The following is an 18,880-nucleotide window of genomic DNA, read 5'->3' as shown; positions in this document are numbered from 1 at the left end:
ATTCCGAACCCGGAAGCTAAGACTCTCTGCGCCGATGGTACTGCAGGGGGGACCCTGTGGGAGAGTAGGACACCGCCGGACTTAACTTAGAAACAGCTTGAAAGCCATCCCTTCGGGGGTGGCTTTCTTGCGTTAACGCCTGCGTTGGTGGGCTGGGTGGCAGGATTCGGCTCCTCAGCTCAAACAATCGGCGGCTGGACGCCGCCACCGTTGGTCGAGCTTGTCGAGACCCATAGACGATTGGCGGCATCCAACCACCGATAACTCGACACCCCGCCGAACCCTGCCACCCAGCCTGCGCACTGCGCTCTCGCTGTTGAGGGAGTGGGTAGAGCAGCTGCAGTGCGGGGGAGGTAAGGGGAAGGCTAGCGGTGGGGGAAGTCGTGCGGGGATCCGTGGAGGACCGGCTCGAGGCGCTCCAGGCGCTCGCGCTCGAGCATCAGAGCCGCATACTCCCGGTCTCGGCGGATGGCAGCGACCGCTGCCAGGAACGCCTCTGGGTGCGCTTCAGGAAGGGGCGAGACATACGGTGCCGCCTCGTGTGCGAGGTCGGCCGACATCCGTTGCCTCGTCGTTGGTGTCTGGCGCGACGCCTGGCGTAAGAACTGGGCGATGCGGCGGGAGAGTGCATCCGGAAGCTTTGCGACATCGGCGGTCTGCGCCCACACAGCGAGTTCCGTCGGCACACCATAGACCGGCTCCGTCAGTTGTGGCACCCGCTCGTGCTGGCTGTAGGTGCCGGCCAGGAAGTCGCCAAGCCGCTTGGCCTTGCCGTTCAGGAGTGCGGTCACGGCGGCGAGCCCGCCGAGCGTCATGAAGATTTCGATCACGCCGACCAGCGCACGCACAAAAGCATGACGGAACCCGATGGCACCGCCGTCATCCCGCACAATGCGCGCACCGATCGCCAGTTTGCCCAGAGACCGCCCTCCGGTGACAGTCTCCACGAGCATCGGGATCACCAGGATGCAGAAGACCAGTCCACCGATCGACAGTGCCTGTACCAGGGCCGCATCGAGAGAGTCGCCGAAAACCATGATGATGAGCAGCGCAACGCCAACATAGACCAGCAGATATGCGAGGGCATCGATGATGGTGCCTGCTGCACGCAAGATCACACCGGCTGGACGAACATCGAGTGCAACGGCCTCGCCGGTGACGAGCTCATCGTCGTCTGCCATGTCTACTATTGAATCAGATGGATCTCGACGCATACTCAGCCGCGCATCGCGCCGAATGGGACCGCCTTGCCGAACTCGGCAATCGGCGGGCACTTTCCGGACCGGAAGCGGACGAACTCATCGAGCGCTACCAGTCGGGTGCCACACAGCTTTCTGCGATCAAAACGACGGCGGGTTCGACCGTGCAGGGCGACCGCCTCTCCGTCTCGCTGTCCCGCGCCCGACTGCGATTCACCGGCGCGAGCGCCAACCTGCTCGCGCAGCTGCCGCGGTTCTTCGTGCTGCAACTTCCCGCCGCACTCTATCGGCTGCGCTGGCTGACGCTCGCTGTTGCCCTGGTCACGGTCGTGGTTGCCGGCCTCTATGCGCTGTGGGCGTCTGGGAACCCCCAGGTGCTGGCGAACGTCGGGTCGGATGCCGAACTCCAGAAGCTCGCGAACGAAGATTTCGTCGATTACTACTCGGAGAATCCCGCCGCATCGTTCACGGGCCTGGTCTGGACGAACAACGCCTGGATCGCCGCGCAGTGCATAGCCTTCGGGATCGTCGGCGTGTACGTGCCATACATCGTGCTGACGAACGCCCAAAGCCTCGGCATCACCGCCGCCGTTATGTTCGCCTACGACAAGGGCGACGTCTTCTTCCTCTACATCTTGCCGCACGGACTGCTCGAGCTCACCGCGATCTTTGTTGCCGCGGCGGGTGGACTGCGCATCTTCTGGGCGTGGATCGCGCCGGGGACACGAACCCGCGGGCAGGCACTTGCCGAGGATGCCCGCGCCCTCTTCACCGTGGCGATCGGCTTGGTGCTCGTGCTCCTGGTCTCCGGGATCATCGAGGGTTTTGTGACCCCGGCGCCGTGGCCGTGGCCGGTGAAGATCGGCATCGGGGTGCTCGCGCTGCTCGCGTTCCTGGCGTACATGCTGATTCTCGGTCGGCGCGCGACCCTGGCAGGCGAGACCGGTGACCTCGGCGAGTTCGAGTCCGGCAGCCGCCGTATCTGGGCTGGGTGAGTACGTGTGCCGGCTGAGTGCCTGGGTCGGCTGAACACCTGGGTCGGCTGAACACCTGGGTCGGCTGGTCGGCGTCGAGCCGCGACTTGAGCACCTTCCCTGACCCGGCGAGAGTGCACAGGTCAGGGCTCGGCGGGCGGAATCTGCCCCGGTCTGACCAACCGCGAGGTCAGAGGCGGCCGGCGGCCTTGAGGGCGATGTAGCGGTCAGCCAGAGCGGGCGGCAGGTCGGCCGGAGAGCCGGTGACGACCTCACCGCCGAGCTGACGGATCGCGGCCGACACCCGCGCCACATCAAGCATGGCGCGCTCCGCCGCTGCTGCGCGGTAGACCTCTTCGCGGGTCGACCGTTCCCGGACGGCTCTCGAGGCCTGCGGATCGGTGACGGATGCCACGACCACCGTGTGGCGGCTGGTCAACTGCGGCAACACCGAAAGCAGCCCGCTCGCCGCACCGGCGGCATCCACTGACGTCAACAGGACAACGAGCGCGCGTTGGTTGGTGACCGACCGCACCTGCGCCGGCACCGCCGACCAGTCAGGCTCGATCAGCTCCGGCTCGATCAACGCCATTGTGTCGACCATCCGCGAGAGCAGCTCAGCACCCTGGGTGCCCTGCACGCGACCGCGAACCCGGCGATCCCACGCGACAAAGTCGACTCGGTCTCCGGCCCGGGACGCAAGAGCCGCCAGGAGCAACGACGCTTCAAATGCCGTGTCCAGCCGCGGTTCGTCGTCGACCCTGGCTGCCGATGTGCGCCCTGTGTCCACGAGAATGACGACCCGACGATCGCGTTCAGGACGCCAGGTGCGCACCATCACGTCATTGCGTCTGGCCGTCGCCCGCCAGTCGATCGACCGCACGTCGTCGCCGCGCACATACTCCCGCAGGGAGTCGAACTCCGTTCCCTGCCCGCGCACCATGACACTGGTGAGTCCGTCAAGTTCCTTGAGCCTGGCGATCCGCGACGGCAGGTGTTTCCTGGCGAGAAACGGTGGCAGCACCCTGATCTGCCCCGGTGCGGTCAGCGTCGCCTGCCTCGCCCAGAGCCCGAGCGGCCCGAACGAACGAACCGTGACCTGTTCGACGCGTCGCTCCCCTCGACGGAAGGGCGTGAGAGCGAGGGTGACCAGTCGGCGTTCGCCGGTCGGGATCCGCACTCTCGTGCGATTGTCGCCTGCGCCGGCAGGCGGCTGCCAGCCGTCCCGAACGACGGCTCGCAGCATCCGTCGCCCGGTATTGGTCAGGTAGAGCTCGCTGGCGACCGTTTCTCCCAAGCGCACGCGGGAGGGGAGGCTGCGGGCCAGTGACAGGCGTCGCGGGGAAGCGGCCAGTGCCAGGTCGACGACGCCGAGCACGATCGTGAGCAGGAGCCACCCGCCGAGCACGACCGCGGCTTCGCCCATGCTGGGCCCGAACAGCACAATCGGCACCACGCCGATGGCGAGGAGTGCGACGTAGCGTCCGGTGAAGGTCATGGCGCTAGATCGGAACCTGGACCTGCTGCATGATCGCGCGCAGGATCGCGTCCACAGAGACACCCTCGAGTTCGGCCTCTGGACGCAACTGGATGCGGTGCCTCCAGACCGGCAGCACCATGGCCTGCACGTGATCCGGTGTGATCGAGTCGTAGCCGCTCAGCCACGCCCACGCCTTTGCCGATGCCAGCAGAGCCGTCGTTCCGCGCGGGCTGACGCCGAGCTTGACCGAGGGGCTCTGCCTGGTCGCGCGGGCCAGGTCGACGACGTAGGCCATGACATCGTCACTGACACCGACGGCTGCCGCTGCCGCCTGCGCCGCCGCCAGCTGGTCGGCCCCGAGAACAGCGGTGACACCCGCGCCTGCGAGATCGCGGGGGTTGAATCCGGCCGCATGCCTGCGCAGCACCTCGATCTCGGCGTCGCGCTCAGGAATGTCGAGCACCAGCTTCAGCAGGAACCGGTCGAGCTGTGCCTCCGGCAGTGTGTAAGTTCCCTCGTATTCGATGGGGTTCATGGTCGCGGCGACGATGAAGGGCACCGGAAGCGGAAGGGACACCCCGTCGACGCTGACCTGGCGCTCTTCCATCGCCTCGAGGAGCGCGGACTGCGTCTTGGGCGGCGTGCGGTTGATCTCGTCGGCCAGCATGATGTTCGTGAACACCGGCCCCTTGCGGAACTCGAACTCGCCGGCCTTCGCGTCGTAGATGAGTGACCCGGTCACGTCGCCCGGCATGAGGTCAGGGGTGAACTGCACCCGCTTGGTGTCGAGGCTGAGCGCGTGACTGAGCGCGCGCACCAGCAGCGTCTTGGCGACGCCGGGCACACCCTCGAGCAGCACGTGGCCGCGAGCCAGCAGCGCGATGATCAGGCCGGTGACGGCGCCGTCCTGTGCGACAACGGCCTTTCCGACTTCGGTGCGCACCTGGGCCAGGGAGGCTCGGAGTGCTCCGGAGTCTCCGGCCGCTCCGACCATGGTGGCCCGAACGGGGCGTGGCTCGGCCTGATCGGTCTGATCTGCCTGATCGGTCTGCGCGGTCGGTTCGGGAGTTGTCATGTGTCCATTCTTCCGTGTGCGGTGCCGGTAGTGGCCCTGACGGCCTGGCGTTCGAGTTCAGCGAGACGGTCGGAGAGGGCGACCAGGGCGCGATCGCCCTCTGGAGCTTCGTCAACCAGAATCCGGCGCACCTCTGACACCGGCCTGTCGGTCAGGGCGGCGACCGCGCCCACCACCTCGTCGAGCCCGGCTGAACGCGCCAGACCCAGCTGCGTGGCCAGGCGCTGCACCGTGCCGATCCGAAGAGCATCGATGGCTCTCAGGCGTGCCGAACTTCGAGCGTAGAGCCTGGCTCTGCCCTCCATCGTCTCGCTCGCCTTCACTGTGACCGGAAGGTTCTCGGCGACGAGGGGGCCGAAGCGGCGACCGCGCCAGATGGCAGCGGCAATGACGGCGAGAACGAGCAACAGCAGGACCGGGGTCACCCACCCGGGAGTCAGCTCACCGAGTGACGGGGGACCGGCCACGGCGACATCCGCCAGCGTCGGCAGGTACCAGACCAGCGTGTCGCTCTCACCGAGCAGACCAAGGGCGAGTGCTCCATTGCCGTCGCTGGTGATGGTCTCGTTGCTGAACACCGCGGTGCCGGCCACGAGGGTCACCTGCTCGCCGGCCGTGACCTGCTGGACCATCGCGTATGTGGTGCCAGAATTCCCTTCGGTGGGGAAACACCCGATCAGGTCGACGTCACTGCCCTGGCCGTCCACATCGTCACCGACCTCGATGCCGAGCGTTGCGCCACCAGGAGACACCGATTCGGCCCGAACCGCCGCCGGAACGTCACACTGTGCGGAGAGCTCATCTGCGCTGGAGACTCCTCCGGAGCCGACCAGGGGGGCAAAGGCCTGCAACTGGGCGAAATCAGGGTCGGCGACCACGAGACGCGGAGCGATCCCCGCCAGATCGCGCAGTTGGTCGTCGTCCAGGTACCCGTCAGCCCCGTAGAAGAACACGGTCGGGTTGTCAGCAGCGGATGCCGCTGACCGCGCTTCGTTGAGGCTGTCGGCGACGGTGACCGTCACGCCCTGCTGCCTGAGAACCTCCACGAGAGCCATGCCGCCGACGGGAGCAGGGTTGTCTGCCGCGAGCGGTGGGCCGGCCGCGGAGGTTCCCCCGGCAATGAGTGTGGCTGCGATCGAGACCAGTACGGCGCCGACCCCGGCCACCACCCAGAACAGCGCCTTCCGGCCGGCCGCGCGCACAGTGGGGGTCGTCGACACGGCGTCGGCCGCGGCATCCGTTCGGCCCGCGGCATCCGTTCGGCCCGCGGCATCCGTTCGGCCCGCCTGGCCTGGTCGCTTCGCGCTGGTGACCGTCATGAGGACACCATCGCTGCAGGCGGCTGAAGTACCCCGGGGCTGATGCGACCCAGGTCTCCGTCGAGCGTGTCGAGACCGCGGAAGTCCTTCTCGGTTGCCGGCTTGTCGAGATACCGCACGCGGTCGAACAGGTCGGCCGCTTCCTCCAGGCGCACGGATTCCGCCGGGAACGCCGCCTGCGCTCTGCGTGCGAAGTGATGGGCCGTCGTGCCGGGGGTGACAACCAGCACGGTACGTTCGGCGAGGGAACGCGCGATGGCCCTGAACTGCTCCTGGCAGGCGAGGCTCCAGTCGCCGGATGCCGCGGCCGCCCTGGCAGCGCGGCGCATGTCATCGGCACTGCGGCGGTCGTCCTCCCCGAAGAGTTCGGGGGTGAGGCGGCTGCGCCGGTTCAGTCTCGGCAGGCCGAAGATCAGGAACGCCGTCACCAGCACCGCCACGACGATGACCGTGATGATCAGCGGAATCCAGGCACCCAGCCCGTCACCACTCGGTGCCGTCAGCGATTCCAGCCAGTCGAAGAAGGCCTTCGAGAGCCGGTCGAACCACGTTGGGCGAGCGGCCTCATACGGCGCCTTCGCCAGTTCTTCCTGTAGCCAGCGCCGTGCCTCAGGCGCGGTCGGATCGACCGGGATGCCAGAAGAGCCCAGCAGCGGAGGAGCCAGCAGCGGAGCATGCAGCAGGGGAGCGATCATGCCATGGCTGGCGCGAGGTACGGGTCTGGCAGTGACGCTCCACTGTGCTGGGCGGATTCCACAAAGCGCGCCAGGTCGAGGTCGAGGCCCTCTTTCCGCATCCGCAGGTCAATGTAGATCAGCGCCGTGGTCGCGGACTGGATCACCGACGTGACCGCGCCAAGCACGAGCGCGACAAAGAGAATGAGCACATACAGGATGATCGACGGGATGTACGCATCGAATGCGCCGTTCGGGTCGACCAGCGTCACGGCCACGCCGAACAGGAGACTGAGTGGTGTCGTGACAACCTGCGCGACGATGTTGATCATGACGGCGACCAGCAGCTGGATTCCGAACGTGCGCCAGAAATAGCCGTTCGTCAGGTGCCACGACCGCCCAACAGACGAACGGATGTCGAGCCGCTCGAGCACGATCAGGCTCGGCACCAGTGATGTCTTGGTGTACAGCCAGGCCCAGAGAACCAGAAGTCCGAGGCCGCCGATGATCCCGACGGCGAACGCCAGGGCGACCCAGACGCCGCCGAGGATGGCGAAGAGGGCGGTCAATCCGCCGACGATGGCAATTGAGACGACGACGGCCGCGAAGAGCAGGATCGTCCAGAGCACGAGTGGCCAGAGTCGACGACCGGCGGCGCGCCACAGCGCCCACATGCGCAACTTCTCGCCGAGCGTGCCGCGCGCGACCTCCAACACGATGATGCCTTGCAACAGGGCGGAAGCAACCAGCGACAACGCCATCGGGATCAGCGCCGAAAGGATGACGGTGACCGTCGCCCCGGCTTCGACGGCAGCCTGCTCATCCTGCGGCGCCGAGGCGACCCTGGTGAACGCAAAATACGAGACCAGGCCGACCACCAGCAGGCTGAACAGCGTGATGCCGGCCTGAATCAGCAGCGCGCTGCCGAAGGTCGCCTTCGGGTTGCGCCTGAGCACAAGGAACGGAGTACCGAGCAGGGCGCCGAAACTGAGCGGCCGCAGCGGGATCAGGCCGGGCTTGGGCGGAGGGGTCCAGCCCGGCTGTGCGCCACGGGGCGGTGCATACCCCGTCGAAGGTCGCCCGGGAGGAGGGAAACCGCCCGTCTGGCTGTACTCGCCGTATGCTGGCCTGCCATCGGCGGGCCTGTCATCCGTTCGCCTGCCATCCGTCGGCACTCTGCCGGTCGTGCCGTCGTTGTTCGTTCCATCGCCGGTGGGTGGCTGCCAGTTCTGCGAGTCCGTCACCCTGTCAATGCTGGCACACACCGCGGTTCTGCACACGTTTACCGGTCTTTGTGCGGGCCACTCGGCTACTCTGAGGACAGAGATTGCAGGACCTCGCCGCCCGAGCGAGGCCGAGTTGAGCGGAAACGGTCGCATGAACGCACGAATTCTGGTTGTCGACGATGACACCGCCCTGTCCGAGATGATCGGAATCGTCCTCGAGGGTGAAGGGTTCGAGCCCACGTTCTGCGCAGACGGTTCGGAGGCTCTCGAGGCCTTTCGCTCATCGAAACCCGACCTCGTGCTGCTTGACCTGATGCTGCCGGGCATGGACGGCATTGAGGTCTGCACTCTGATCAGGGCGGAGTCCGGCACACCGATCATCATGCTCACCGCCAAGTCGGATACCACCGATGTGGTCAAAGGACTCGAGTCCGGCGCGGACGACTACATGGTGAAGCCGTTCAACCCCAAGGAGCTGGTCGCCAGGATCAAGACCCGGCTTCGCCCGACGGCCGCCGGGGCCACAGACAGCCTGCACATCGGCGACCTGGTGGTGGATGCCGCCGGCCACGAGGTGACGCGCGGCGACACCCGCATCAACCTGACGCCGCTTGAGTTCGACCTGCTGCTGGCGTTGGCGTCCAAGCCACAGCAGGTGTTCACCAGGGAGATGCTCCTCGAAGAGGTCTGGGGCTACCACTACAAGGCAGACACCCGCCTCGTCAATGTGCACGTGCAACGGCTGCGCGCCAAGGTGGAGGACGACCCTGACAACCCGAAGATCGTCATGACCGTGCGCGGGGTCGGCTACCGGGCCGGCGCCGTCACCTAGGGTTCTGGTGGCCACTTCGGGCGGGCAGTCCAGAGTCGACTGGCGGTCGTGGCGCTCGTGGCCGGGATTCCTGGCCGCCAGCTGGCGCTCGTCGCTGCAGTTTCGCACCGTGACCATCACCGTGGTGCTGTCGGGCATCGCCATCGTGCTGGTCGGCGCTTACACCTCTGCCAGCGTGGGAAATGACCTCTTTCAGTCGCGGCTGGGCCAGGTACTGCTGGATTCGAACCGAGCGACAGCATCCGCCCAGGGAATTCTCGACTCGTCGGACGCGATCGACCGAGTGCAGGTGCAGGCGCTCCAGGACTCTGCGAGTTCGGCGATCAGCACCGCATCCTCCAGCAGCATGATCGCCCTGTTCCGGGTGCCAGGGCAGGATCCGTCGACCGTCGCGCCCCAGGACTTCTCGAAGTTCGGCGATTCGACGGGCGCAATCTCGCTTGACCTGCAGGCCGCCGTACAGGAACATGGCGGCGACCAGTACTGGCAGTCGGTCACGTTCCAGGACGACGACGGCTCAGAATACCCCGGCGTGATCGTGGGGTCGCAACTGCGGCTGCCCGTCGCCGGGCGATACGAGCTCTACATCGGCTACAGCCTGCGCGACGCGGAGTCGACGCTGTCGTTCCTTCAGCAGACCCTGCTGATCTCCGGGCTCGCCCTCATCCTGTTGATCGGTGCCGTGACCTGGATTGTGGTGCGGTTTGTGGTCACTCCGATCCGGGTGGCGGCGGAGACCAGCCAGAAATTGGCATCTGGTGACCTCGAGGTGCGGATCCCCGAGAAGGGGGAGGATGTCATCGCCACCCTGGCCAGGTCGTTCAACGGAATGGCCGACAGCCTGCAGAGCCAGATCAAGGAACTCGCCGAACTCTCGGAGGTGCAGCAGCGCTTCGTCTCCGATGTCTCACACGAACTGCGAACGCCACTGACCACCATCCGTCTCGCCGGTGATGTGCTCTTCGACCAGCGTGCCGTATTCCCCCCGGCGGCGGGGCGCACTGCGGAACTGCTGCACACGCAGGTGGAGCGCTTCGAGCTGCTGCTCGCTGACCTGCTGGAGATCAGCAGGTATGACGCGGGCTCTGTGTCGCTCGACCCAGAGCCGACGAATCTCGTGCACCTGGCAGAGGATGTCATCGACGGCATGCGGTCGCTGGGGGAGTCAAAAGGCATCGACTTGCGGCTGGTCGCGCCCGGTGGTCATCTCAACGCTGAGGTCGACCCCCGTCGCATCCGTCGCGTGCTGCAGAACCTCATCGGGAACGCGATCGAACACGGAGAAGGCAAGCCAGTGGTGGTGTCGGTGGACAGCAACCAGAACTCGGTTGCGATCGCGGTGCGCGACTACGGGCTGGGAATGAGCCAGACGGAGGTCACCCATGTCTTCGACAGGTTCTGGCGGGCGGATCCGTCCCGGCAACGCACGATCGGCGGTACCGGCCTCGGCCTCGCGATCTCGCGTGAGGATGCCAGCGCCCACGGTGGTTGGCTGCAGGTCTGGTCGAGCCCTGGAGAGGGGTCATGTTTCCGGCTGACGGTGCCGCGGCGTGCGGGAGACGCTGTCACCGCCTCGCCCCTGCCCCTGCCACCGGACGACATCGGAGGGCCGCATGTCTAAGTTTTTCCGAAAGGCTCGGTTCTCCAGGCGCTTCCGGATGCTGGCGGGCTTCGCGGTGCTCGCCGCAGTGCTGACTGCGTGTAGCGGGATTCCGCGTGACGGCGGAGTGCAGGTCGGGCAACCGGCCGAGGCCGGCGACAACCCGGCCCCGGTCTTTCTCCCGTCAGGACCGCAGACCGGGGCCGACCAGGAATCGATACTGCGCGGATTCATCGACGCCGCCTCCAGCCCACAAGGGAACTACGCGGTCGCCCGCGAATTCCTCACGCCAGACTTCTCCGACAGCTGGGACCCGGACGCCGGCGTCACCGTCGACGACGGCAGCAACCGCTCGGTGAACGCGCTCGATGCCTCTGCCATGCAATTCTCGGTGACGCCGGTCGCCGCCGTGAACGCCACCGGGCAATACGAAGAATTCGACTCGCGCGTGCCGGTGCCGCTGCCATACGAATTCGTGATGATCGACGGCGAGTGGCGCATCAGTGAGGCGCCGAACGGCACTGTTGTGGATGCGAGCACGTTCGCCAGCGTCTTCAGCGCCCAGGCGCTGTACTTCTTCGATCCTGGCTTCGACTACCTGGTGCCTGACCTGCGCTGGTACCCGAGCGGGGCATCCTCCCCCACCAGAATCGTGAAGGGTCTGCTCGCCGGGCCGAGTCCGTGGCTGCTCGGCGCCGTCACAACGGCATTCCCGGAGGGCACGGCGCTGACGGCCGACGCCGTCCAGGTGGTGGCGCGCGACGCCAAGGTCGATCTGAACAACGAAGCCCTGAACGCTGACGCCATCACCCTGCAGAGGATGCGCGCGCAACTGGTCAACAGCCTGGCACCGGGAACCTCGGTGACGCTCTCGATCAACGACAACGTGCAGGACTCCGGCGACCTCGGGGCCGCTGCACCGATCGTGAAGCCCAGGGTGGATACGCGCGCGCTGATCTTGCGCGACGGTAAATTCGGATTTCTCGCGGCCACCGGTACAGAACTCTCGCCTGTCGCCGGTCTGTCAGAGGCGATCGTCGGCCTGGCGCCGTCGGCCGTGACGCTGGCGCCTGACCAGGAGCGGGCTGCCGTTCGGAACGCCAACGGAGTCTGGGGGGTGAACGCCGGAGATGATGCTGTGCAGCTCGACCCGCGTGACGGACTGGTGGCTCCGGCCGTCGACGGGTACGGCTATGTCTGGTCGGTGCCGACGGCGCGGCCGGGCGAGCTGTTCGCCTACAGTCCGAGTGGTGAGGCGATCGCCGTGCCGACGCCCTGGCACGAGGCGAGCTCGATCCAGGCGATCGCGATCTCCCGCGACGGGACCAGGCTGGTCGCGCTCTGGACGGCGGGCACGGAGACCCGGTTCGTCGTCACCGCGATCAAACGGGAGAAGTCGGCGCCGGTCGCCCTCGGGGAGCCGGTCTACCTGGCAACCGAGGCAGGTGTGCCACAGGACGTGGCCTGGGTCGACGAACTGACCGTGGCGGCGTTGAGCACAACTCCGAGCGGAGAGAGCACGATCGCCACCCAGCGGATCGGCGGCGTCAGCGACGAACTCGAATCGGCGCCCGGCACCGTGACGATCACCGGCGGCAACACCCTCCGGGAGCTGCGCGCACTGACCGGGGCCGGCGTGCTTGCCGTGCAGCGTGGCGTCGTCGGCTGGCAGGATCGTGTTGACCAGGTGGTGCTTGTGGCCACGCAGCAGGGAGTGCCGCGGTAGGGGGCACTCCGTGGCGCTGCACTCCACAGGCGTTCCCGTTGGGCGTTGTCCACAGATTGACAGCTGCGGAGATCTGCACGCTCGTGGTGGGGCGATGCTGGGTGGGTGAAATTCTCCGAACCGATCACGGGCGCATTGCTTGGCGCGGTGCTCGACGCCTGGGCGGTGCTCTCGCCGGTGGACTGCAGCGGCTGCGGCGCCCCCGACCGCGGCCTCTGCCCGGTGTGCCGGGTCGCCCTGGCGGCATCCGTTCACGTCTCGACGCGCGACGACGTTGCGGTCTGGTCTGCGCTCGACTACTCCGGCGTGGCCCGCCGGGTGATCGGCGCATACAAAGACGGCGGGCGAACGGATGCCGCAAAGGCGCTCGCCGCACCGCTCAGGGAAGCCGTGGTTGCGGCTCTCGCCCACGCGCCACCGCACGCGCGGACTGTGCACCTGGTGACCATTCCGTCGTCGCGGACCGCGTGGCGGATCCGGGGCTTCCACCCGGTCGAGCTGATGTTGAAGCGCGGCGGGCTGGCCGCATCCGAGGTGCTTCGTCCGGCCGTGCTTCGCACCGGAACGCAGTCTGTCGACCAGGTCGGACTCGGTGCAATCGGGCGCAGGCAGAACAAACGCGGCAGCCTGGTGGCGCGCCGCAGTCTCGAGGGCTTCTGCTGCCTGGTCGTCGACGACATCGTAACCACCGGAGCGACGCTTCTTGAAGCGCGTCGTGCGCTGGTCGCGGCCGGCGCTGACGTGCTCGGCATGGTCACTCTCGCAGAAACACGGCGTCGGCATCCGGTGGTGTGAGCCCGTGCGGCACACCGCTGCGCCTTCACAGAAACAGATCTGGGCCTTCACAGCAAACTCCTCGGCAATTCCTGTGACTTATCGGCCGGGCCAGACTACGGTGGGGTGAAAGGCGCGAAAGGACCGCCCGGAATCTGGGCGGTACTGCCGGATCAGGAGGTCGTCATGGAAACTAACATCGTCGGACGCAACCTGGGGGTCACCGATCGATTTCGGGACTATGCAACAGAAAAGTCCGAGAAGGTGGCGAGCCTCGCCGAGAAAGCACTCGCGCTGGAGATCAAGCTCAGCAGGCACGGTGAGAAGAACGGTTCGACAGGAAACGACCGGGTTGAAATGACGCTGATCGGCAAGGGGCCCGTTGTGCGGGCGGAAGCCGACGGTTCTGACAAGTATGCAGCCTTCGACGTGGCCCTCGGGCGACTGCTCGAACGTGTGCGCAGGGCAAAGGATCGCAAGAAAGTGCACCGTGGTGGAGCACACCGCCCGATGTCGCTGCAGGAAGCCTCCAGTCGCGGATTCAACGCGGTCGTCGACATCACGCCAGCCAGCGACGAGGTGCTGGAACGGGTGCGCACCGGAGCGATCCCGATCGTGAGCGAAGAGCCGGCGGATGCCGAGGACGCAGACGACTACAGTCCCGTTGTCATCAGAAAGAAGGTGTTCGCGTCGACTCCGATGACCGTCGACGATGCGCTGTACTTCATGGAACTGGTCGGGCACGACTTCTACCTGTTCCAGGACTCAGAGACGGGTCGGCCGAGCGTGGTCTACCGCAGAAAAGGCTGGGACTACGGTGTGATCGGGCTGGAAGACCAGTCAGAGGATCGCCTGGAGGCGCAGGGCGCAGGCAGACGCAGCCGCTGAGCAAGTAACATTGGGCGACAGGCGTGTTTCCATGCGCCGTGACGACTAGTGGAGTGCATCCGTGGCCTCAATTCTTGAAAAGGTTCTTCGTGTTGGTGAGGGGCGCACCCTGCGTCGCCTCGAAAACTATGCGAAGGCCATCAACGCGCTGGAAGAAGACTTCCAGGGGTTGAGCGATGACGAGCTGAAGAACGAGACCGTAGAGCTTCGCGAACGGTACTCGAACGGCGAGTCGCTCGACGATCTGCTGCCTGAAGCCTTCGCAGCGGTGCGCGAGGCCTCGAAACGCACGCTGGGGCTGCGGCACTTCGACGTTCAGCTGATGGGTGGCGCCGGTCTCCATCTCGGCAATATCGCCGAGATGAAGACCGGCGAGGGGAAGACCCTCGTCGCGACGCTTCCGGCCTACCTGAACGCGATCACCAGCCGCGGTGTGCACATCATCACGGTCAACGACTACCTGGCGAGCTACCAGAGTGAGCTGATGGGCCGGGTGTTCCGCGCCCTCGGCATGACCACCGGCTGCATCGTTTCGGGCCAGGCTCCGCCAGAGCGCCGTGAGCAGTATGCCGCCGACGTCACGTACGGAACGAACAACGAGTTCGGCTTCGATTACCTGCGCGACAACATGGCGTGGCAGGCATCGGACATGGTGCAGCGTGGTCACTACTACGCGATCGTCGACGAGGTGGACTCGATCCTGATCGACGAGGCCCGCACGCCGCTGATCATCTCTGGGCCGGCATCCGGTGAAGCCAATCGCTGGTTCAATGAATTCGCGAGCCTCGCGAAGCGCCTGGTCCCCGACGAGGACTTCGAGGTCGACGAGAAGAAGCGCACCGTCGGTGTGCTCGAGCCCGGTATCGAAAAGGTCGAGGACTACCTCGGCATCGACAACCTCTACGAATCCGCGAACACTCCGCTGATCTCCTTCCTCAATAACGCCATCAAGGCCAACGCCCTGTTCAAGAAGGACAAGGACTACGTGGTCATGAACGGCGAGGTGCTCATCGTCGATGAGCACACCGGTCGAATCCTGATGGGCCGTCGCTACAACGAGGGCATCCACCAGGCCATCGAGGCCAAGGAAGGCGTCGCGGTCAAGGCGGAGAACCAGACCCTCGCCACCGTGACGCTGCAGAACTACTTCCGCCTCTACTCGAAGCTCTCCGGCATGACCGGTACCGCGGAGACCGAAGCGGCCGAGTTCATGAGCACCTACAAACTCGGTGTTGTCCCGATCCCGACCAACAAGCCGATGAAGCGAATCGACCAGGCCGACCTGGTGTACAAGAACGAAGAGTCGAAGTTCGGGCAGGTCGTCGAAGACATCGTGGAGCGCCACGAGAAGGGCCAGCCGGTCCTGGTCGGAACCACCAGCGTCGAAAAGAGCGAATACCTCTCCCGCCTGCTCGCCAAGAAGGGCGTGCGACACGAGGTTCTCAACGCGAAGAACCACGCGCGTGAGGCTGCGATCGTCGCCCAGGCCGGGCGGCTCGGTTCGGTCACCGTCGCCACCAATATGGCCGGTCGTGGTACCGACGTGATGCTCGGCGGCAACGCCGAGTTCCTCGCAGTCGCCGAGATGAACGCCAAGGGCCTCAGCCCGGTCGACACCCCTGACGAGTACGAGACCGCCTGGGACGACGTGTTCGCCGCGGTCAAAGCGAAGGTGCAGAGCGAGGCCGACAAGGTCATCGAGGCCGGAGGGCTCTACGTTCTCGGCACCGAGCGGCACGAATCCCGCCGCATCGACAACCAGTTGCGAGGTCGTAGCGGTCGCCAGGGAGACCCGGGCGAGAGCCGTTTCTACCTGTCTCTGACCGACGACCTGATGCGCCTGTTCAACGCGGGTGCCGCCGAGAGCCTGATGGGACGCCAGGGTGTTCCGGACGACATGGCGATCGAATCCAAGGTGGTCAGCCGTGCCATCCGCAGCGCGCAGTCGCAGGTCGAGGGCCGCAACGCCGAGATCCGCAAGAACGTGCTGAAGTACGACGATGTGTTGAACCGTCAGCGTGAAGCGATTTACGGAGACCGCCGACACATCCTCGAGGGTGACGACCTGCACGAGCGCACCCAGCGATTCCTCGAAGACGTGATTGACGAGGTGCTCGACGTGCACACCGGCGAGGGCAATGGCGACGACTGGGACTTCGACGCCCTGTGGACGGAGCTGAAGACGCTCTACCCAGTCGGGCTGACCATCGACGAAGTCGTAACGGAGGCCGGAACCCGCGGCAAGATCAACCGTGACTTCATGCGCCGAGAGATCATCTCCGATGCCAAGGTCGCCTATCAGCACCGTGAAGAATCCCTAGGCGCCCCCGCGATGCGCGAGTTGGAGCGCCGGGTCGTGCTGTCGGTGATAGATCGTCGTTGGCGTGACCACCTCTACGAGATGGACTACCTCAAAGACGGAATCGGCCTCAGGGCGATGGCGCAGCGCGACCCGCTGGTCGAGTACCAGCGCGAGGGCTTCGCCATGTTCCAGCAGATGATGGGACAGATTCGCGAGGAGACCGTCGGCTTCCTGTTCAACCTCGAGGTCGAGGTCAGCCAGGCCCCGGGTGCCGTCTCTGCCCCGGTCGTCGCCGCGAAGGGACTCACCCCTGATTCGTCTGGCCAGGAGAAGCTCAGCTACACCGCACCGAGCGACTCCGGCGGAGTCGAGGTACGCAACCAACGCGGGCAGATCCAGCAGGCGGCGACCGATCGCGCCCGCAGGGCTGCCGCCGCGTCCGGCAAGAACGAGGAAGCGCCGGCCGCTCCGGCAGCCGGCGCCCAGCGCGGTGCCTTCGGCCAGCGCACGGATGATGGAGCCGGCAGCGGCACTGCTGCGCCGGCCAACCGGGCCGAGCGGCGGTCACAGGGCAAGAAGAAGTAGGTTCAAACTTTCGGACGATGCTGACGGGGCCCGCCCAGGGCACGCTGGAAGTATGAAGAAACTCTTTTACTCCTCGTTCGTTTACATGGCCGTCGGGGTGCTCTCTGGGCTGTTCTACCGTGAGTTCACCAAGGCGAACGACTTCACCGGCGACACCCAGCTCGGTCTGGTTCACACGCACCTGCTGACCCTCGGGTTCATCGTGCTGCTGATCGTGCTCGCGCTCGAGAAGTTGTTTGCGCTCTCCGAGAGCAAACTGTTCTCTTGGTTCTTCTGGATCTACAACGCCGGTCTCGTGCTGACCGCAGCCATGCTCGCTGTCCACGGGTCTCTGACCGTGCTCGGCGAGGAGTCCAGCTCCGCAATCGCGGGCATCGCCGGACTCGGGCACATGCTGCTCACCGCGGGAATGGTCCTGCTGTTCCTCGCGCTTCGCAGCCGGCTCTTCGGAAACCGGCAGGCGGCATCCGTCACCTCGTCGGCCGACCAATCGGCTACTTCGTCGGCCACCACGTCGGCAACAGACGCCGTCTCCCGGTGACCGTCTAGAGCACGTTGACGGCGCTGGCGCGCCAGCGGTGGTCGAGCCCCTCCAATCGGATGGCGACCGCCCTGGCGCGTCCTTTGCCGTGCACCATCACTACCGCCTCGATGACACCGTCACGCGGCTCTGAGGTGCTGATCCGCCCGATCGTGATCGTGGGGCGCCGGGGTCGCTGCCCTTTCACCGCCCGGGCTCGTGCCGAGAGCACCACACGCTTGAGCAGATGCCGATAGACATCGTCGCTGACCCACCTGGCCACCTGGTCGAGTTCGCGTACTCCGGCCAGCACCTCGATCACGCACCGGCTCAGGTTGATCAGCAGCGGTTCAGGATCAGGCAGGTCGCTGCGGGTTGCCGGCTGATGGCCGAAGAAGTCGGTGCCGGCTGCGACCAGATCGGTGCCGGCGAGACCCGCGTCGACAGAATGCGTTTCAGTGGCGTCGGCAACCTCTGCGTCGGTATCAGGTGCGTCACTATCAGCTTCGTGGGTATCGACGGCGTGGGTATCGACGGCGTGGGCGAGGCGAGGGTTCATGGCGACTCCGATGCGCGAGGTGTCTGGTCGACGTCGTCAGGTGCCGGATGCATCGGGCTAGCCGCACAGTAGCCCCATTCAGGGGCCAAGCGTTGGCAGAAACTCAACCAGTCCCACCCGCGCGGTGTCTAGGGTTTATATGGCCTGTGGATAACGTGGGCGCCGCGCGCCGATTCCGGCTAGTTTCGAGGATGTGCGCTGGGACAACCTGTTCGACGACCTTGAGAGCCAGCTCGAAAACGAGCTGAATGCCGACGAGGTCGACCTGCGCGCGGAAGAGGAGAGGCTGCGCCTCGGCCGACTCTCGCTTCGCAGCAGGCTCGCCAGCCTGTCGAGTTCGGCTGGCCCGGGTGGAAGGGCAATCCTCCGGATCGTACTCGTGACCGGTGACGCGATCACCCTGCGCCCGACAACATTCGGAAAGGACTGGCTCGCGGCCGACCTCGTGGAAGGCGCAGGGCGAGCCCAGTGTGTGCTCCCGCTGGCTGCCGTCTCCGGCGTCATCCTGGCCAGGGAGCAGGTCGAACCGTCGCTGGCAGATGAACCTCCATCTTCGGCACGGGTTGTCGACCGCATCGGGCTCAGCTTCGTGGTCCGAGATCTCTGTCGCCGCCGACGCACCGTCGAGATCTGCACGCCAACCGGCTCACTGAGCGGAACGATCGACAGGGTCGGGCGGGATCATCTCGACCTCGCCGTTCACGACGCCGGCACGCTCAGACGTTCGCGCGACGTGCGTCAGTACCGGCTGGTGCCGTTCAGCCAGATCGCCCTCATCAAGATGAGCTGAGCGGGATGAGCCGGACGGGATGAGCTGGACGGCCGGCTCAGTGTGCCGGACGGCTCGTTCGGCCGTCCGGTCGAATGATTTGGCCGCCAGACAGCTCAGGGAGATTCGCAAAATCGGACTGCTCCCACAGGGCGATCCGCCTGGCCTCCTCGTACTTGGCCTCGATGTACGACTCGAGAACCGCGCGTTCAACCCGCCATACGCGGCCGGTTCCGATGCGAATCGCGGGCAGTTCCCCGGTGCGCACCAGATCAAGTGCCTCTGCCGCTGAGACGTTCAGGAGCTCCGCGGTGTCACCGAGGGTCAGGAAACGGCCCAGTGAGTCGGACGGCACGGAATCGTTCATGCATCGATTAT

Annotated in this window: 17 protein-coding genes and 1 rRNA gene; 10 read left to right on the top strand and 8 right to left on the bottom strand. The window is 66.0% G+C overall.

Annotation, left to right across the window (positions count from 1 at the left end):
- Positions 1 to 81: ribosomal RNA gene (gene rrf / locus K323_RS0106010) — 5S ribosomal RNA — on the top strand; the annotation flags it as partial.
- A gap of 284 nt (positions 82 to 365) precedes the next feature.
- Here rrf and K323_RS0106005 read toward each other — a convergent pair.
- A complete protein-coding gene (locus tag K323_RS0106005; protein WP_157509352.1) occupies positions 366 to 1,181 on the bottom strand; it encodes an RDD family protein in 816 nt (271 codons plus the stop codon).
- 17 nt (positions 1,182 to 1,198) lie between these two features.
- Between K323_RS0106005 and K323_RS0106000 the strand changes: the two genes are divergently transcribed.
- The gene (locus tag K323_RS0106000; protein WP_022884386.1) at positions 1,199 to 2,194 is read left to right on the top strand and encodes a stage II sporulation protein M; all 996 of its coding nucleotides are present in this window, start codon (positions 1,199 to 1,201) and stop codon (positions 2,192 to 2,194) included.
- Positions 2,195 to 2,363: 169 nt separating this feature from the next.
- On the opposite strand, the gene K323_RS0105995 is transcribed toward K323_RS0106000, so the two are convergent.
- The 5 genes from K323_RS0105995 to K323_RS24490 all read right to left on the bottom strand — a co-directional run bounded on the left by K323_RS0105995 (position 2,364) and on the right by K323_RS24490 (position 7,965).
- Complete coding sequence (locus K323_RS0105995; protein WP_022884385.1) at positions 2,364 to 3,671, bottom strand: DUF58 domain-containing protein; 1,308 nt, start codon at positions 3,669 to 3,671, stop codon at positions 2,364 to 2,366.
- Positions 3,672 to 3,675: 4 nt separating this feature from the next.
- The gene (locus K323_RS0105990) at positions 3,676 to 4,647 is read right to left on the bottom strand and encodes an AAA family ATPase (protein ID WP_026851305.1); all 972 of its coding nucleotides are present in this window, start codon (positions 4,645 to 4,647) and stop codon (positions 3,676 to 3,678) included.
- 77 nt (positions 4,648 to 4,724) lie between these two features.
- Positions 4,725 to 6,047, bottom strand: coding sequence for a DUF4350 domain-containing protein (locus K323_RS0105985; protein ID WP_022884383.1), 1,323 nt, complete (start codon positions 6,045 to 6,047; stop codon positions 4,725 to 4,727).
- Entirely contained in the window at positions 6,044 to 6,742 is a 699-nt protein-coding gene (locus K323_RS0105980) for a DUF4129 domain-containing protein (protein WP_051147212.1), read from the bottom strand. Before K323_RS0105980 ends, K323_RS0105985 begins: the two co-directional genes overlap by 4 nt.
- On the bottom strand, positions 6,739 to 7,965 hold the full coding sequence (locus tag K323_RS24490) for a hypothetical protein (protein WP_051147211.1): 1,227 nt from the start codon (positions 7,963 to 7,965) through the stop codon (positions 6,739 to 6,741). The genes K323_RS0105980 and K323_RS24490 overlap by 4 nt, the downstream gene beginning before the upstream one ends.
- A 133-nt stretch (positions 7,966 to 8,098) precedes the next feature.
- Between K323_RS24490 and mtrA the strand changes: the two genes are divergently transcribed.
- The 7 genes from mtrA to K323_RS24475 all read left to right on the top strand — a co-directional run bounded on the left by mtrA (position 8,099) and on the right by K323_RS24475 (position 17,195).
- Complete coding sequence (gene mtrA, locus K323_RS0105970; RefSeq protein WP_022884381.1) at positions 8,099 to 8,779, top strand: MtrAB system response regulator MtrA; 681 nt, start codon at positions 8,099 to 8,101, stop codon at positions 8,777 to 8,779.
- A 7-nt stretch (positions 8,780 to 8,786) separates the two neighbouring features.
- Entirely contained in the window at positions 8,787 to 10,400 is a 1,614-nt protein-coding gene (gene mtrB, locus K323_RS0105965) for an MtrAB system histidine kinase MtrB (protein WP_022884380.1), read from the top strand.
- Positions 10,393 to 12,105: an LpqB family beta-propeller domain-containing protein gene (locus K323_RS24485; protein WP_084697038.1), complete on the top strand. Its 1,713-nt coding sequence runs from the start codon at positions 10,393 to 10,395 to the stop codon at positions 12,103 to 12,105. The genes mtrB and K323_RS24485 overlap by 8 nt, the downstream gene beginning before the upstream one ends.
- 105 nt (positions 12,106 to 12,210) lie before the next feature.
- Positions 12,211 to 12,900 carry a ComF family protein gene (locus tag K323_RS24480; protein ID WP_022884378.1) on the top strand — a complete coding sequence of 230 codons (690 nt, stop codon included), beginning with the start codon at positions 12,211 to 12,213 and terminating at the stop codon, positions 12,898 to 12,900.
- A 165-nt stretch (positions 12,901 to 13,065) separates the two neighbouring features.
- On the top strand, positions 13,066 to 13,767 hold the full coding sequence (gene hpf / locus K323_RS0105950; RefSeq protein ID WP_026851302.1) for a ribosome hibernation-promoting factor, HPF/YfiA family: 702 nt from the start codon (positions 13,066 to 13,068) through the stop codon (positions 13,765 to 13,767).
- 61 nt (positions 13,768 to 13,828) lie between these two features.
- Positions 13,829 to 16,654 (top strand): preprotein translocase subunit SecA, encoded by a 2,826-nt coding sequence (gene secA / locus K323_RS0105945; protein WP_022884376.1) that lies wholly within the window; start codon positions 13,829 to 13,831, stop codon positions 16,652 to 16,654.
- Positions 16,655 to 16,706: 52 nt separating this feature from the next.
- Positions 16,707 to 17,195: a DUF2871 domain-containing protein gene (locus K323_RS24475; protein ID WP_022884375.1), complete on the top strand. Its 489-nt coding sequence runs from the start codon at positions 16,707 to 16,709 to the stop codon at positions 17,193 to 17,195.
- A 4-nt stretch (positions 17,196 to 17,199) separates the two neighbouring features.
- Here the strand turns inward: K323_RS24475 and K323_RS0105935 are convergent, their stop codons facing one another.
- Positions 17,200 to 17,733, bottom strand: a complete 534-nt coding sequence (locus tag K323_RS0105935; protein ID WP_022884374.1) for an Rv3235 family protein — start codon at positions 17,731 to 17,733, stop codon at positions 17,200 to 17,202.
- A 193-nt stretch (positions 17,734 to 17,926) separates the two neighbouring features.
- Between K323_RS0105935 and K323_RS0105930 the strand changes: the two genes are divergently transcribed.
- On the top strand, positions 17,927 to 18,523 hold the full coding sequence (locus tag K323_RS0105930; RefSeq protein WP_022884373.1) for a hypothetical protein: 597 nt from the start codon (positions 17,927 to 17,929) through the stop codon (positions 18,521 to 18,523).
- A gap of 37 nt (positions 18,524 to 18,560) precedes the next feature.
- On the opposite strand, the gene K323_RS24470 is transcribed toward K323_RS0105930, so the two are convergent.
- A complete protein-coding gene (locus tag K323_RS24470; protein ID WP_022884372.1) occupies positions 18,561 to 18,869 on the bottom strand; it encodes a helix-turn-helix domain-containing protein in 309 nt (102 codons plus the stop codon).
- Positions 18,870 to 18,880: the final 11 nt, after the last annotated feature.

The sequence above is a fragment of the Glaciibacter superstes DSM 21135 genome (genome assembly GCF_000421145.1).
GTDB lineage: Bacteria > Actinomycetota > Actinomycetes > Actinomycetales > Microbacteriaceae > Cryobacterium > Cryobacterium superstes.
Note: the sequence above shows the minus strand (reverse complement) of the source record. Positions and strands in the feature narration are given on the sequence as shown.

Coding starts and splice junctions, on each gene's coding strand:
- K323_RS0106005 (WP_157509352.1), bottom strand. CDS start 1,181: ATGGCAGACGACGATGAGCTCGTCACCGGCGAGGCCGTTGCACTCGAT.
- K323_RS0106000 (WP_022884386.1), top strand. CDS start 1,199: ATGGATCTCGACGCATACTCAGCCGCGCATCGCGCCGAATGGGACCGC.
- K323_RS0105995 (WP_022884385.1), bottom strand. CDS start 3,671: ATGACCTTCACCGGACGCTACGTCGCACTCCTCGCCATCGGCGTGGTG.
- K323_RS0105990 (WP_026851305.1), bottom strand. CDS start 4,647: ATGGTCGGAGCGGCCGGAGACTCCGGAGCACTCCGAGCCTCCCTGGCC.
- K323_RS0105985 (WP_022884383.1), bottom strand. CDS start 6,047: ATGACGGTCACCAGCGCGAAGCGACCAGGCCAGGCGGGCCGAACGGAT.
- K323_RS0105980 (WP_051147212.1), bottom strand. CDS start 6,742: ATGATCGCTCCCCTGCTGCATGCTCCGCTGCTGGCTCCTCCGCTGCTG.
- mtrA (WP_022884381.1), top strand. CDS start 8,099: ATGAACGCACGAATTCTGGTTGTCGACGATGACACCGCCCTGTCCGAG.
- K323_RS24485 (WP_084697038.1), top strand. CDS start 10,393: ATGTCTAAGTTTTTCCGAAAGGCTCGGTTCTCCAGGCGCTTCCGGATG.
- hpf (WP_026851302.1), top strand. CDS start 13,066: ATGGAAACTAACATCGTCGGACGCAACCTGGGGGTCACCGATCGATTT.
- K323_RS24475 (WP_022884375.1), top strand. CDS start 16,707: ATGAAGAAACTCTTTTACTCCTCGTTCGTTTACATGGCCGTCGGGGTG.
- K323_RS0105935 (WP_022884374.1), bottom strand. CDS start 17,733: ATGAACCCTCGCCTCGCCCACGCCGTCGATACCCACGCCGTCGATACC.
- K323_RS24470 (WP_022884372.1), bottom strand. CDS start 18,869: ATGAACGATTCCGTGCCGTCCGACTCACTGGGCCGTTTCCTGACCCTC.